Here is a 14,347-nt window from a genome sequence, read left to right as displayed (position 1 = left end):
CCTGTACGGCCTTGGTGCACCGGCATTCCATCCCTACCTATGACGGTTTCGGCCTGACGCCAGTCGGCAGGGCGTAGGGCGGCGACCATGACGGCGCGAAAGTGACGCCGAGCGCCACTTGCAGCACGCTTGAGATAGTCATAACATGGCCGTGTTATTTACCATGTCCATGTGATTTCACGTGGCCAAGTGAGCGCGATATGGGATCGTTGCCAAACCAAATGCCGGAGCGTCCGGCACTGGATGCTTTCCGGACGCTGTTCGAGAAAGCCGATGGATGGCGTGTGACGGCGATGACGGGGTCTGATCCTGGCGGAGACCTGATCCTGAGCAACGACAGGGGCCAAACGTACCTCGCGGTCCTCAAGACGTTCAACGAGGGGCGCGCCGATCGCGTCACGGCGTTCTTTGCCCAAGCACTTCTCGAGGCACGCGAATTCGCGAAGCAACAGAAAATGCGGCCCGCCATCCTGATCTGGGTCGGTCGCGCTACGCCGTCGCTTATTAACCGGCTGGTCGATTTCCACGCGGCGTTCGCCGCCCGCGAACCCTTCGCCGTGCTCTCGATGGACGGAACCCGATATGTACGGTTTCCGGGTTTGGACGTTTCCGAGCACCCGGACCAGCCGACTCGTTCCTACAGTCGCAGTCACGATGTCCAGCCGGGACTGGCATTCTCGGATCTCAACCAGTGGATGCTCAAACTTCTGCTGGCGATCGATATCAAGCGCGAGAACCTCATCGGCGCGGAGGGCAGGCATTACACCACGGCGACCGACCTTGCGCGTGCCGCCGGCGTCTCGGTCATGACGGCCACGCGGCTGATCCATGCGCTGAAGCAGGAGGGTTTCATCGAGACGAAGCCATTCCTGAAAGTCGTGCAACGGCGCAAGCTCGCGAAACGCTGGAAGGCTGAATATCAGAGGCCGGCACCGGCGCTGCCCATGAAGTTCCTTTCGCCGGCCGCGCCCGACGCTCAGTTGCGCAAGATGCTCAAAAACGAAGGCGGAATTTTGGGGCTTTTCGCTGCGGCCGATGCGCTCGGCTTCGGTCATGTCAAAGGTGTACCGCCGACGGTCTGGGTCCATAGCGTGACGGAGGCCGCAAACTGGCGACAGCTGCGCCGAGCCAAAGAGGGCGAACGCCCTGATCTTGTCCTGCAGCAGTCCGGCTTTCCCCAGTCGCTGGGACGTGGCGTCGTCTACCGCGATGGCTTGCCGGTCACGGACGTCATTCAGATCTGGCTTGACGTGTCGGCTCATCCGGCGCGAGGTGCAGAACAGGCCGCCGAGCTGGAGCATGGCATTCTCGCGAACGTGACCGGAGAGGGCGCTTGAGCGAACTCGCCGAATTCAGTTATCTCGCGAGGGCGTTGGCGCCGTGGCGCGACAGGATCGTTTTCATCGGGGGCTGGGCCTTTCGGCTCTATGCGTATGAGCCCCGTGCCTGGAAATCCGACCACACGCCAATCTTCACGCAGGATGCCGACGTCGCATATGCAGAACGCGAGAGGCTCGAAGGCGATATCAAGCAGGCGCTCGAGGGCGCAGGCTTCAAGGAGGAGCCGAACCTCGCGGGCGGGTTCAAGCCGCCCGCGATGCGCTACACGCTTGGCGAGACCGCCAACGGGTTTTACGCGGAATTCCTCACGCCGTTGACCGGTAGCCCGATGCGACGCAACAAAACGACCCGACGGATGGAACCGGACGCAACCGAGGCGAATGCGGGCGTCGTCGCACAGAAGCTGCGCCATCTCGAAATACTGCTGCACGAGCCATGGATCGTGACGATCCCCGTCGAGGAGTCGGGCCTCGGCGAAGCGTTGGCCGACCTGCGCATCCCCAATCCCGTGAGCTTCATGGTCCAGAAGCTGTTGATTCGGGACGACAGGATTCCGGAGAAGCGTGCACAGGATGTGCTCTACATCCACGATGCGATGCTGCTCTTTGGCGGCGCGATCGAAGAGGAACTTGCTCCGGTCTGGAGGCGCGTCGAACGCACGTTGTCGGATGCTCAGCGCAAGTCGGTCGATGCGGGCGTCGACGCGTTCTTCGCCGAAGTGAACGACACCATCCGTGCAGCGGCGGATATCCCGCGGCCCGACCGACAGATCGAACCCGAAGATATGCTCCGGTTGTGTCGGAACGGATTCGACGCGCTTTTCGGCGAAGCAGGCTAAGCCGCCGAGCGCTACCTGCGCGTCAGCGCACCGCCAACGCAGGCGCGGCCTGAACCTCGACCGGGAGGTCGTTGTCGGCCGCGAACTGCATCGCGAAGTCGAACGCGTCCGCGCAGACGACGCGCAATTCGTCCGACACGAACAGGCATTTGGCGCCGCCGTCGACGACCGGCATCGCAAGCCGCGACAGCGCGCACGGATAGCCGGGCCGCCGTTCGCCGACGAACAGCGTGATGACGCCCGCGAGGCGTTCGGGCCAGTCGCTGGGGCGGAAGGTCTTCTGCGCGCGCGTGACGCCGCGGATCAGGTGGCCGTGGATGCGGCCGTGTTCGGAGACTTCGATGCGATCCATGCTGTTGTGCGTGTCCTCGTTCGCGTCATTCGCCGGCGTCGGCCGGCGCGTCGCCGCGCGCGGGAATCCGCAGGTTGCGCAGCTTGTGATAGAGCGTCTTCTTCGGCATGCCGAGCGCGACGCTTGCGTCCGCAACGTTGCCGTGGTGACGCTGCAGCATGTCCTCGATCAGCATCCGTTCGAAATACGCGAGCTGTTCCGCGAGCGTGCCGCCCACGGCCGGGGCGTCGCCCGATGACAGCAGGCTGTCGCCAGTCAGCCCGAGCACGAAGCGGTCGGCCACGTTCTGCAGCTCGCGCACGTTGCCCGGCCATGCATGCGTCATCAGTTCGGACACCTGCGCAGCCGTGACGACCGGCGCCGGCTGCCCGAAGCGCCGCGCGGCCGCGAGCACGAAATGCTCGAACAACAGCGGCACGTCCTCGCGCCGCTCGCGCAGCGGCGGCAGTTCGATCTGCGCGACGTTGAGGCGATACAGCAGGTCAGCACGAAAGCGCCCGTCGGCCGCGAGTTCGGCGAGATCGGCCTTCGATGCGGCCACCACGCGGCAGTCGACCGGAATCAGTTCGTTCGCGCCGAGCCGTTCGACCACGCGCTCCTGCAGCACGCGCAGCATCTTGATCTGCAGCGAAATCGGCATCGTCTCGATCTCGTCGAGGAACAGCGTGCCGCCGTGCGCCCATTCGATCTTGCCGATGCGCTTCTTGATCGCGCCGGTGAACGCGCCGGCCTCGTGGCCGAACAGTTCGCTCTCGAAGATCTGCTCGGGCAGGCCGCCGCAGTTCAGCGCGACGAAATGCGCATCGCGCCGGCTGCCGAAGTCGTGCAGGCTGCGCGCGATCAGTTCCTTGCCGGTGCCCGTTTCGCCGCTGATCAGCACCGACACCGACGTATCGGCAAGGCGCAGGATCTTCTTGCGCACGTCGGCCATCGCGGGCGACTTGCCGAGCACGAACGCCTCGATGCCCTGCCAGTTGTTGAGCGCCGCGCGCAGCCCCTGCACCTCGAGCGTCAGGCGGCGCTTCTCCACCGCGCGCGCGACGCGGCCGGCGATCAGGTCCGACGAGAACGGCTTCTCGATGAAGTCGTACGCGCCGACCTGCATCGCGCCGACGGCCGTCGAGATATCCGCGTGGCCGCTGATCAGCACGACCGGGATCTGCGCATCGACAGCCATCACGCGGTCGAGCAGCTGCAGCCCGTCGATGCCCGGCATCCGCACGTCCGACACGATCACCACCGGCGCGCCGGGCGCGACGTGCGCGAGCGCGTCGGCGGCCGACGCGAACGCGTCGACCGGGAACCCGGCGAGCGCGACGGCTTGCTCGACGCCGATCCGGACGTTTTCATCGTCCTCGACGACCAGCACCCGAATCTCATCTTCCATGCTCTGTCCTTTGCAGCGTCGCCGCCGCGAATTCGATACTGAACTGCGCGCCGCCTTCGTCGCGGTTCGTCGCGGCGATCTTCGCGCCGAACGCCTCGACGATGCGCGACGTGATCGCGAGGCCGAGCCCGAGGCCCTGGCCGCGCGGCTTGGTCGTGACGAACGGCTCGAACAGGTGCGGCAGCACCTCGGGCGCGATGCCGGCGCCGCTGTCCGTGATCGTGAAGCGCACGCGGCCGGCTTCGTCCGGCCCGGCTGCATCGATGACGATGCGGCGCACGGGCGCGTCGTGCACCGCGTCGAGCGCGTTGCCGAGCAGGTTCACGATCACCTGCTGCAACTGGCTCGATTCGGCCGACACGGCTGTGCCGGGCGCGATGTTCACGTCGAGCCGCACGCCTTCGTCGCGAATCCGCGCGTCGTAGATGAGCCGTGCATGCGCGACGGCCTCGTTCAGCGACACCGCGACGCGCTCGACATCGGGCTTGCGCGCGAAGGTTTTCAGCTCGCCCGTGAGCACCGCCATGCTGTCGACGAGCTTGCCGATCCGTTCGAGATTGGCATACGCCGGCGCGGGCTGGCCGCGCTCGAAGAACGTACGTGCGTTGTCGCACAGCGTGCGGATCGCGACGAGCGGCTGGTTCAGCTCGTGCGTGAGGCCGGCGGCCATCTGCCCGAGCACCGCGAGCTTGCCCGCGTGCACGACTTCCTGCTGTGAATCGCGTAGCCGCTGCTCGGTGCGCTCGCGCTCGACGATCTCGCGCTGCATCTGCTCGTTCGCGGCCGTCAGCGCGGCCGTGCGCTGCGCGACGGTCAGCTCGAGCCGGTCGTTCGCGCGGCGCAGCGCGTCCTGCGCGTTCAGCCGCGCGACGATCGCCCGGCGGCGCTGGATCGCGTAGCCGGCCAGCAGCGCGGCGATCAGGAACGCGCCGGTGACGAACACGAACGCCGTCTGCTGCTGGCGCCGCGCACCCGCGATGTCGAGCAGTACCATCAGCGAATCGCCGGCCTGCGGCGCGGGCCGCGACATCACCAGATAGCGTGTGCTGTGGCCGGCGTGGCGCAGATCGGGGAACGTGCCGAACCACGCGGCCGCGTTGCGGTCGCCGATGCGGCGGTACGGCAGCGCATCGACGGTGCGGCCCGCGTATTGCCGCGACGCCTGGATGTCGCGCTGCTGCTGCGCAGTGATCGGGCGCAGCGCGGTGAATTTCCATTCGGGTTCGGTCGAGATCACGACCACGCCGTTGCTGTCGACGACCATCGCGGCGACGCCCGGCGCGCGCCATGCCGATTCGAGCGAATCGACGCTGATCTTCACGGCGGCGACGCCGATCGGCACGCCGTCGTCGCGCACCGCGCTGGCGAAGTAGACGCCCGGCACGCCCGTGTTGGTGCCGATGCCGAAGAAGCGGCCGCTGCCGCGCGCGAGCGCGTCCTTGAAGTACGGCCGGTACGACACGTTGGTGCCGACGAAGCTGATCGTCTCGTTCCAGTTGCTGGCGGCGATCACCTCGCCTTGCAGGTCGATCACGTCGACCGCGCCGCTGCCCGCGTCGCGGTTCACGGCTTCGAGATACGTGTTCACCGTGTGCACGAGCTCGGGCGCGTCGTGCGGCGCGGCCTTCAGCATCGCGCGGACGCCGTCCTGCCGCGCGACCAGCCCGGGCAGGATCTCGAAGCGGCCGAGCTCGCTCTTCAGGCTCGACGCATACAGGTCGAGCCGGTGCGCGCCGGTTTCCTCGAGCGCGTCGATCGCGCGTTCCCATGCGAAATCGACGGCCGCACCGGCCACGCCGACATACAGCACGGCCGCCGATGCCCAGCCCCACCACGGGATTCCCTTGAAGCCTTTCTGCACGTTTGCCCTCATCGATGCCCGCTACCGGTCGTCCGCTACCGGTCGTCCGCTACCGGTCGTCAGCAACCGGTCGTCAGCAACCGGCCGGCCTGAACGACGCGCGCCGCGCGCCGGCAAGGCCGGCGGCGGCGCGTGCGAAGCGGCCTGCGCGACGATGCGCGCGGCGGCGCATCATCCGAAGTGCGCGACCAGGATCAGCGTCACCGTGACGACGATCGCGCCGCCGATGCGCGTCGCGATCTGCGCGAACGGCATCAGCTGCATCCGGTTCGCGGCGGTCAGGATCGCGACGTCGCCGGTGCCGCCTTGCCCGCTATGGCAGGCGTTCACGATTGCGGTGTCGATAGGGTACATCTTCATCAGGCGGCCGACCACGAAACCGGTGCCCATCAGCGTCGCGACGGTCGACACGATGGTCACGACGTTGACGATCGTGAACGCGGCGGTCAGCTTGTCCCACGGCGTCATCGCGACACCGATCGCGAACAGCAGCGGATACGTGACGGCGGTCGAGAAGAACTTGTAGACGACGAACGCGCCTTCCTGCAGCGGCGGCGACACCGCGCGCGCGAGCTTCACGAGCACCGCGAGGAACAGCATCGCGACCGGCGCGGGCAGGCCGAACAGCTTGAACGCCATCAGGCCGACGAGGTACAGCGTGATCGCCGTGATGCCGGCGCCCGCGATGTGCGTGACGTCGACGTGGCCGCGGATCTCTTCGCTTTCCGGCGTCATGTCGCCGGTTTCGCCGACCTGCAGGCGGCCGTTGCCGGTCAGGTGCGGCAGGCGCTTGCCGAGCATGTCGAGCGCGCCCGACAGGATGATCGCGGTCAGGCTGCCGAGCATCACCGGCGGCAGCACCATCGCGAACATCTCGCCTTGCGGCAGGTGCATCAGTTCCGAATAGCCGATCGACAGCGGAATCGCGCCTTCGCCGACGCCGCCGGCCATGATCGGCACGACGATGTACAGCAGCGTGTGGCGTGCGCCGAGGCCGAGCGCGGTGCCCACCGCCGTGCCGACGATCGCGGCCGCGACCGAACCGACGGCCAGCGGGATGAAGATCTTCAGGAAGCCCTGGATCAGCACGCGGCGGTCCATGCTCAGGATGCTGCCGACGATGATCGACGCGATGAACAGGTACAGGAAGTTGGTCGACTTCGTGAATTCGACCGTCAGGTTCAGCACCGGCTTCGGCAGCAGGTGGTAGTACGTGAGCGCCGACGGCACGAAGGTCGCGAAGATCGCGGCCGCGCCGATGTTGCGCAGCAGCGGCAGGCGCTTGCCGAGTTCGGCGCACGTGAAGCCGAAGAACGCGAGCACGGCGATCGCCATCGAGATCTCGCCGGGCACCTTGCCCGTCACCGCGAAACCGACGATCAGCGCGAGCAGGATGAAGTAGATGGGCAGCGGGATGATGCCGATGCGGATTTCCATCAGCTTCCACCAGCCTTCCGGCCAGAAGCGTGCGCGTGTGGCGGGGCCGGCTTCGACAATCGGCTCGGGATGGGACGGGGTATGGATAGAGGTCTGCAAGACGTGTCTCCTGATGTTGGAATGCCTGCTTTGCTTCGCGGCATCGTGTGCCGACTATTACGCAACCTCCGTGCCAAGGCTTCGCTCTATCGGCATGTTTGCAGGCCGTTGATTCATAAGGGATTTGTTTCGTCTGCGGAAAGGACGGCGCGAAGACCGTTCCGAGAATTCGGAATTCGCGCGGCGGGCAGGCCGAGATTTCGGCCGGATGGCGCGTCAGGTGTCCGGTCAGCCCGGCCGCGCCCCGATCGCGCCCTGTATCGCCGCGCCCCGATCGCCCGCCATATCGCCGCGCGCGATTTTCTTCGCACAATCGCTTCGTAGACCGCCCCGTCGCCGCTCTCTATCATCGGCTGATCCTTTTCCGATGCGACGACGACTGTCCGGAGAACGCCCGCGCGTTCGCCGCGGCGTCGCTCATCCGTCGATACCGTCTTTGGACAGGAGAGTGGTTTCCATGCTGCATGCCGTTGTTTCCGCCCGCTTTTCTTCCGGCCGCTTCGCGCGGCCGGCCCGCCTGCTGGCGGCCGCGCTGCTCGCCGGGTTGTTCGGCGTCGGGCTGCTGAACGGCGCGCGCGCCGAGACGGCGCCGCTGAAGGTCGGCATCTCGACCAGCCCGCAGATCGAAGCGCTGAAGATCGCCGCGAAGGAGGCGAAGGCGCAGGGGCTCGACGTGAAGATCGTCGAGTTCACCGACTGGAATACGCCGAACGCGGCGCTCGCGAACAAGGACATCGACGTCAACTACTTCCAGCACATCCCGTTTCTCGAGAACGCGAACAAACAGGGCGGCTACAACTTCGTGTCGATCGCGCCCGGCACGATCATGAAGATCGGCCTCTATTCGAAGAAGGTGAAAAGCTTTGCCGAGCTGAAGGACGGCGCGCGCGTCGCAATCGCGAACGATCCGGTGAACGGCGGGCGCGGGCTGTTGCTGCTGCAGCGCGCGGGCCTGATCACGCTGAAGCCGGGCGCCGACTATCGCGCGACGACGCACGATATCGTGTCCAACCCGAAGCACCTGAAGATCATCCCGCTCGAAGCGTCGCAGCTCGCGCGTTCGCTCGACGACGTCGATCTCGCGCAGGGCTACCCGAGCTTCATCAAGCTCGCCGGCACGGCCGACCCGAACAGTGCGCTGCTGTTCGACGGCACCGAGAACAAGATCTTCGCGATCCAGTGGGTCGTGCGGCCGGACAGCGTGAACGATCCGCGCATCCGCAAGTTCATCGCGATCTACCAGCACTCGCCGGCCGTGCGCAAGGCGCTCGACAACGCGTTCGGCTCGCTGTACGCGATCGCGTGGTGACGGAGACGGACATGACGACGGCGAACCGCAAGAAGATCCTGCTCAACGCGTTCAACATGAACTGCGTCGGGCACATCAATCACGGGCTGTGGACGCATCCGCGCGACCGCTCCGCGCACTACACCGATCTCGACTACTGGGCCGATCTCGCAAAGACGCTCGAACGCGGCAAGTTCGACGGGATCTTTCTCGCGGACATCGTCGGCGTGTACGACGTGTTCGGCGGCGGTCCGGACGCCGCGTTGCGCGAATCGGTGCAGGTGCCCGTCAACGATCCGCTGCTGCTCGTGCCGGCGATGGCGCAGGTCACGAAGCATCTCGGCTTCGGCGTGACCGCGAACCTGACCTACGAGCCGCCTTACCTGTTCGCGCGCCGCATGTCGACGCTCGATCACCTGACGAAGGGGCGGGTGGGCTGGAACATCGTCACCGGCTATCTCGACAGCGCCGCGCGCGGGATGGGCCTCGCGCAGCAGATCGGCCACGACGACCGCTACGAACGCGCGGACGACTACATGGAGGTCGTCTACAAGCTGTGGGAACAGAGCTGGGACGACGACGCGGTGATCCGCGACGCACAGGCGCGCGTGTTCGCGCAGCCCGGCAAGGTGCGGCGCGTGAAGCACGACGGGCCGTTCTATTCGATCGATGCGATCCACCTGAGCGAGCCGTCGCTGCAGCGCACGCCGGTGCTGTACCAGGCCGGTTCGTCCGCACGCGGCGTCGAGTTCGCGGGCCGTCATGCGGAATGCGTGTTCGTGAACGGGCAGAGCAAGGCCGCCGCGCGCGCGGCGGCGCTCGACATCCGCGCGGCCGCCGCGCGGCAGGGGCGCGATCCGGCGTCGATCCGGATCTTCGCGGGCGTGAGCGTCGTGACGGCCGAGACCGAGCGGCTCGCGCGCGAGAAATTCGACGAATACCGGCGCTACGCGAGCCCCGAAGCCGGCCTCGCGCATTTCGCGAGTTCGACCGGCATCGACTTCGCGAAGTACGGCCTCGACGAGCCGATCTCGTACGTGAAGACCGATTCGATCCAGTCCGCCGTCGACGCGATTTCGCGCAAGAGCACGACCGGCACGTGGACCGTGCGCCGGATGCTCGAACAGATGTCGCTCGGCGGCCGTTATGCGCCGATCGTCGGTTCGCCGTCGCAGGTCGCGGACGAACTGCAATCGTGGATCGACGAGACGGGTATCGACGGCTTCAACCTGACGCGCACCGTGATGCCCGAGTCGTTCGAGGATTTCGTCGACTGGGTCGTGCCCGAGCTGCAGAACCGCGGCGTGTACAAGGAAGACTACGATCCCGCGCCGACGCTGCGCGAGAAACTGTTCGGCGCGGGCGCGCGCCTGCCTGCGTGGCACACCGGTGCGCAGCACCGGCCGGCCGCCGTGCCGGAACCCGCGCATTCAGCGCATGCGTGAACGTGACGGAGCGAAGCGATGACGCAATTGTTCGATACGCTGGGTTTCATCGACGCATCGGCTGCGCGTGCCGGCGCTGCTGCAACGGTGCATCGGAAAACGGCCGCGCAGGCTGATGGTGTGGCCGTATCGCTGGAGCAGGTCGGCAAGGTGTTCGCGACGCCGCGCGGCCAGGCCGCCGCGCTGCGCGACGTGACGCTCGACGTGCGGCGCGGCGAGGTGTTCGGGATCATCGGCCGTAGCGGTGCCGGGAAGTCGACGCTGCTGCGGCTCGTGAACGGCCTCGAACGGCCGAGCTCGGGCCGCGTGCGCGTGCAGGGCGTCGACGTCGGCGCGCTCGACGAGGACGGCCTCGTCGTTTTGCGCCGCCGCACCGGCATGGTGTTCCAGCATTTCAACCTGCTGTCCGCGAAGACGGTATTCGAGAACGTCGCGCTGCCGCTGAAGATCGCCGGCGTGCCGAAGGCCGAGCGCGTGCGCAAGGTCGACGCGCTGCTCGAACTCGTCGGGCTGACCGCGAAGCGCGACGCGTATCCGGCGAGCCTGTCGGGCGGGCAGAAGCAGCGCGTCGGCATTGCCCGCGCGCTCGTGCACGATCCCGAGGTGCTGCTGTGCGACGAGGCGACGTCGGCGCTCGATCCCGAGACGACGCAGTCGATCCTCGCGCTGCTCGCCGACATCAACCGCCGCCTCGGGCTGACGATCGTGCTGATCACGCACGAGATGGAAGTGATCCGCGCGGTGTGCGACACGGTCGCGGTGATCGAACAGGGCGAAGTCGTCGAAACGGGCCCCGTGTGGCGCGTGTTCGGCGATCCGCGCCACGGCGCGACGCGCGCGCTGCTCAGCACGCTGGTGCACGACCTGCCGGCCGAACTGGCCGCGCGCGTGCAGCCGCTGCCCGAGCAGGCCGCGTTGCCCGACGGCGCGCAGGTCGTGCTCGACGTTCGTTATACGGGCGAGAGCGGTGGTGAGCCGGACGTCGGCGCGCTCGCGGCGGCGCTCGGCGGCTCCGTGCGGTTCCTGCACGGCGGGATCGAGCGCATCCAGGGGCATGCACAAGGGCGGCTCGTGATCGCAGCCACACCGCGCGCGGATGAAGCCGGCCCGTCGTCCGCACGCGGCGGCGCGGTCGCCGCGCTGCTCGAACGTGCGCGCCGTCACGCAAATCACGCGGAGGTGCTCGGTTATGTTTGAGCTCTGGTGGCCCGAACTGCTCGACGCGATCCGCGACACGCTGTCGATGGTCGCCGCGTCGGCCGCGATCGCGGCGCTGATCGGCATTCCGCTTGCGGTGATCCTCGTGACGACCGCACCCGGCGGCATCTACGCGCGGCGCGGCGTGAACGCGGTGCTCGGCGCGCTGGTCAACGTGTTCCGCTCGACGCCGTTCATCATCCTGCTCGTCGCGCTGCTGCCGTTCACGCGCGTGCTGATCGGCACGACGATCGGCGTATGGGCGGCCGTCGTGCCGCTGTCGATCGCCGCGATCCCGTTCTTCGCGCGAATCGCCGAAGTGAGCCTGCGCGAGGTCGATCGCGGGCTGATCGAGGCTGCGCTCGCGATGGGCGCCAAGCGTCGCCACATCGTGTGGCACGTGCTGCTGCCGGAGGCGCTGCCCGGCATGCTCGGCGGCTTCACGATCACCGTCGTCGCGCTGATCGGCTCGACCGCGATGGCGGGCGCCGTCGGCGCGGGCGGGCTCGGCGATCTCGCGATCCGCTACGGCTACCAGCGCTTCGACACCACGGTGATGGTGACCGTGATCGTGATCCTGATCGCACTCGTTTCGGCCGTGCAAATCACGGGCGACCGCCTGGTCCGACGCGTGACCCGGCGTACCTGAGCGACGCCACGAGCGTTTGCTCGCTTCATTCATGACCCTGAGAGAACCATACCCATGACCTTGCCCATCGGCGCGCCGCGCGAATGGAACGGACAATTCGAGGAAGCGCTGTTTCTCGACGTGGCGCGACGCCATCGTCCCGGCTTTCCCGACAAACTCGCCACGCCGCCGCGCGAGCCGGCCAACGCGGACGAGCTGGCCGCCGTCGCCGACTACTACACGAAGATGGCGTCGCACGACCTGTTCATCGTGCAGGTCGTCGCGAAGGCGATCGACACGCTGTTTCGCGACGATCCGCATTTCCAGCTGATCCTGTCGCGCCAGCTAGGCGACGACGGCGCGCATGCGGTGATCGGCCGCGAGCGCGTGACCGAACTCACGGGGCGCGATCCGCTGCCGGAAGTCGATAGGCTCGTCGCCGCGCACTGGGCGCGCATCGGCGATATCGCGGTGCGCGACGTCGCGGGTTTTCTCGCGTTCGAATGGCATTACGAGCTGCACATCCTCGCGAAGCTGTGGATCCAGCGCAAGACCGGCCGTATCGGCGACGGCGCGATGCGCGAGCACGGCGAGAACCGGATCCGGCCGGACGAGGAATGGCATCGCGTGCAGATCGTCCAGTGGTGGTTCGACACGTTGAAGGCGCTGCCGGCCGCCGAGCGCGACGCGCTGATCGATCGCGTGATTGCCGCCGACGAGGAAACGCAGGCGCGGCTCGACGGTTATCTGCACGACGAGTACGCGCATACCGCACACGTGTTCGGCGCGGATATCGCCGAATACCGCGCGATCTACGACGACTGGCGGCGCGAGATCCTGTCGCGGTTGACCGGCAGGCACGAACTCGGAAAACTCGTGCCGCTGTCGGAAGCTGTCTCGACCCAGGAACAGGAAGCCGTCGCATGAACGATCCACGCGGCCCGGCGACGCTCGCCGCGGCAACGGATGTCCCGGTAGTCGATCCGGACGCACTTGCGCGCGTTATCGACGCGCTGCGCGCAACCGCCGCCGCACGCGACCGCGCGGGCGGTCACGCGGCGCAGGAGAAACAGTGGCTCGCCGACGCGGGCCTGCTGACGCTCGCGGTGCCGCGCGCGTTCGGCGGGCAGGAAGCCGCGTGGCCCACGATCTACGACGCGATCCGGCAGATCGCGCGTGTCGACAGTGCGCTCGCGCATCTCGTCGGGTTCCAGTGCCTGCAGGTGGTGAGCGTCGACGTGTGGGGCAGTGCCGCGCAGCGCGAGCGTTATCTGCGCGGCACGGTCGAGCACGGCTGGTGGTGGGGCAATGCGGTCAATCCGCTCGACACGCGGCTCGTGGCCACCGCGACGGCGGATGGTGGCTACCGCCTCGATGGCGTGAAGGGCTTCTGTTCGGGCACGCGCGGCTCGCAGCGGATGACGGTGTCCGCGCACGATCCGGAAACCGGCCGCACGGTGTTCGGCGTGGTGCCGACCGATCGCGAAGGGATCATGGTCAACGACGACTGGGATCCGGTCGGCCAGCGCCAGACCGACAGCGGCAGCGTGCGCTTCGACGGCGTGACGCTCGCGCCGGACGAGGTGTTGCACCGGTCCGAAGCGCCGCCGACACCGCGCGCGACGCTGCGCACGCTCGTGTCGCAGCTCGTGCTGACGAACCTGTTCGTCGGGCTCGCGGAAGGCGCGCTGGTTGAGGCGCGCGATTATGTGCTGCAACACGGCCGTCCGTGGATTCACTCGGATGCCGCGCAGGCGAGCGACGATCCGTACACATTGCAGCGCTTCGGCGACATGCGCGTGCGTGCCGTTGCCGCGGCGGCGCTGGCCGAGCGCGCGGGCGGCGCGTTGCAGCACGCGTGGGCGCGGCACGATGCGTTGACGGCGGACGAGCGCGCCGAAGTGGCGCTGGCGGTATCGGACGCGAAGATCGTCGCGCAGCGCGCGGCGCTCGACAACGGCGAGGCGCTGTTCGACGCATGCGGTGCGCGCGCGACGGCCGCGTCGCTCGGCCTCGACCGCTTCTGGCGGAATGCGCGCACGCATACGCTGCACGATCCGCTCGACTACCGGCTGCGCGATGTCGGCCGGTTCGCGCTGACGGGAGAGTTGCCGGCGGCGTCGCTCTATACGTGACGACGGAGCCGGCGCGGGGGCGCTTCGTGGCGGCTACATGCCGACCGGCAAGCGCCGGTGCCTGCCGCCCATGCCGACACATCGTTCGTTCCGCCCGCTGGACGCCTTACGACGGATGCACGATCAGCGGCTGGCCCGCGCATACGATCGTGCGCGGGCCGGTCGCCGTGCGCGGCGGCGCGTTGAACGGGCAGCCGGCAGGGCAGGCCGTGACGTTTCCGGATACGGAGGCGTAGCCTGCTGCGGCGACCGGGAAACGACGTACCGCGTGAGATCGTGGCGCCATCGGCGCGGTCGCGCCGATGGCTTGCCGTGCGGCGTCAAGCAACTGACTCTTGA

General features: G+C 67.6%; 12 protein-coding genes. 8 read left to right on the top strand and 4 right to left on the bottom strand.

The features are described 5' to 3' along the window. Positions 1-200 precede the first annotated feature (200 nt). Entirely contained in the window at positions 201-1,337 is a 1,137-nt protein-coding gene (locus LXM88_RS28360; protein ID WP_262546402.1) for a helix-turn-helix domain-containing protein, read from the top strand. Continuing rightward, entirely contained in the window at positions 1,334-2,179 is an 846-nt protein-coding gene (locus LXM88_RS28355) for a nucleotidyltransferase domain-containing protein (RefSeq protein ID WP_262546400.1), read from the top strand. Before LXM88_RS28360 ends, LXM88_RS28355 begins: the two co-directional genes overlap by 4 nt. Before the next feature lie 22 nt (positions 2,180-2,201). Here the strand turns inward: LXM88_RS28355 and LXM88_RS28350 are convergent, their stop codons facing one another. The 4 genes from LXM88_RS28350 to LXM88_RS28335 all read right to left on the bottom strand — a co-directional run bounded on the left by LXM88_RS28350 (position 2,202) and on the right by LXM88_RS28335 (position 7,315). Continuing rightward, complete coding sequence (locus LXM88_RS28350) at positions 2,202-2,531, bottom strand: DUF3579 domain-containing protein (protein ID WP_262546397.1); 330 nt, start codon at positions 2,529-2,531, stop codon at positions 2,202-2,204. Between the two features lie 25 nt (positions 2,532-2,556). Further along, positions 2,557-3,918, bottom strand: coding sequence for a sigma-54-dependent transcriptional regulator (locus LXM88_RS28345; RefSeq protein ID WP_262546395.1), 1,362 nt, complete (start codon positions 3,916-3,918; stop codon positions 2,557-2,559). Continuing rightward, positions 3,908-5,791, bottom strand: coding sequence for a sensor histidine kinase (locus LXM88_RS28340; RefSeq protein ID WP_262546392.1), 1,884 nt, complete (start codon positions 5,789-5,791; stop codon positions 3,908-3,910). Before LXM88_RS28340 ends, LXM88_RS28345 begins: the two co-directional genes overlap by 11 nt. Positions 5,792-5,950: 159 nt before the next feature. After that, positions 5,951-7,315 carry a 2-hydroxycarboxylate transporter family protein gene (locus LXM88_RS28335; RefSeq protein WP_262546390.1) on the bottom strand — a complete coding sequence of 455 codons (1,365 nt, stop codon included), beginning with the start codon at positions 7,313-7,315 and terminating at the stop codon, positions 5,951-5,953. Between the two features lie 457 nt (positions 7,316-7,772). Between LXM88_RS28335 and LXM88_RS28330 the strand changes: the two genes are divergently transcribed. From LXM88_RS28330 to LXM88_RS28305, 6 genes are read left to right on the top strand one after another with little or no spacing between them, the layout of a single operon-like run. Then, positions 7,773-8,624: a MetQ/NlpA family ABC transporter substrate-binding protein gene (locus LXM88_RS28330; protein ID WP_262546387.1), complete on the top strand. Its 852-nt coding sequence runs from the start codon at positions 7,773-7,775 to the stop codon at positions 8,622-8,624. 11 nt (positions 8,625-8,635) lie between these two features. Next, a complete protein-coding gene (locus LXM88_RS28325; protein ID WP_262546385.1) occupies positions 8,636-10,048 on the top strand; it encodes an LLM class flavin-dependent oxidoreductase in 1,413 nt (470 codons plus the stop codon). 18 nt (positions 10,049-10,066) lie between these two features. Beyond that, positions 10,067-11,245, top strand: a complete 1,179-nt coding sequence (locus LXM88_RS28320; RefSeq protein ID WP_262546383.1) for a methionine ABC transporter ATP-binding protein — start codon at positions 10,067-10,069, stop codon at positions 11,243-11,245. Beyond that, positions 11,238-11,894: a methionine ABC transporter permease gene (locus tag LXM88_RS28315; RefSeq protein ID WP_047902352.1), complete on the top strand. Its 657-nt coding sequence runs from the start codon at positions 11,238-11,240 to the stop codon at positions 11,892-11,894. The genes LXM88_RS28320 and LXM88_RS28315 overlap by 8 nt, the downstream gene beginning before the upstream one ends. A gap of 54 nt (positions 11,895-11,948) precedes the next feature. Further along, positions 11,949-12,800, top strand: coding sequence for a hypothetical protein (locus LXM88_RS28310; protein WP_262546374.1), 852 nt, complete (start codon positions 11,949-11,951; stop codon positions 12,798-12,800). Beyond that, positions 12,797-14,008, top strand: coding sequence for an acyl-CoA dehydrogenase family protein (locus LXM88_RS28305; RefSeq protein WP_262546372.1), 1,212 nt, complete (start codon positions 12,797-12,799; stop codon positions 14,006-14,008). The genes LXM88_RS28310 and LXM88_RS28305 overlap by 4 nt, the downstream gene beginning before the upstream one ends. The last annotated feature ends 339 nt before the right edge of the window (positions 14,009-14,347 follow it).

Origin of the sequence: Burkholderia sp. S-53 (assembly GCF_025560745.1) — a bacterium.
In the GTDB taxonomy this organism is placed as follows: domain Bacteria; phylum Pseudomonadota; class Gammaproteobacteria; order Burkholderiales; family Burkholderiaceae; genus Burkholderia; species Burkholderia pyrrocinia.
The sequence above is the reverse complement of the archived record's forward strand: the minus strand, read 5'-3'. Positions and strand labels throughout refer to the sequence as shown.